The following is a 445-nucleotide window of genomic DNA, read 5'->3' as shown; positions in this document are numbered from 1 at the left end:
TCAGCAGTTATGAGCGAGCCAATTATCCGTTTGATGTGTCGGTGGATGATTTAGGCCAGGCCCATGGGTTTGAGCTGGATATTCAAGTGGACAGCAGTGTCGGCGCAGAGCGTGTCGGGGGGTATTTTCTGACGATGCTGTCGTCGTTGTTAGCGGCTTTAGAAGCGGGCGGCAGCCAGGCGGTCAGTCAGCTGGAGATGTTAACGGATGAAGAGCGAAACAGACAGTTAAGCACGTGGAATGACACGGCACGCCCTTATCCGGCAACGGACAGCTTAGTGAGCTTATTTGAAGCACAGGCCGATGTGCGAGGAGAGGCGGTCGCAGCCTGTCAGGGCGAGGCGAGTATCAGTTATGCGGAGCTGGATAAGCGGGCGAATCAGGTAGCCAGATATTTGCGCTCAGAAGGCGCGGCAAAGGGGAGCCTGATAGGACTGTGCTTTGA

Annotated in this window: 1 protein-coding gene; it reads left to right on the top strand. The window is 55.5% G+C overall.

Going from position 1 to position 445, the window contains the following annotated elements; translation table 11 throughout:
• A partial coding sequence (locus C3B51_RS22830) for an AMP-binding protein (protein ID WP_130246503.1) occupies positions 1-445 on the top strand: 445 nt, incomplete at both ends.

This window comes from Pseudoalteromonas rubra (assembly GCF_004212645.1).
GTDB classification, from domain to species: domain Bacteria; phylum Pseudomonadota; class Gammaproteobacteria; order Enterobacterales; family Alteromonadaceae; genus Pseudoalteromonas; species Pseudoalteromonas rubra_G.
The sequence above is the reverse complement of the archived record's forward strand: the minus strand, read 5'-3'. Positions and strand labels throughout refer to the sequence as shown.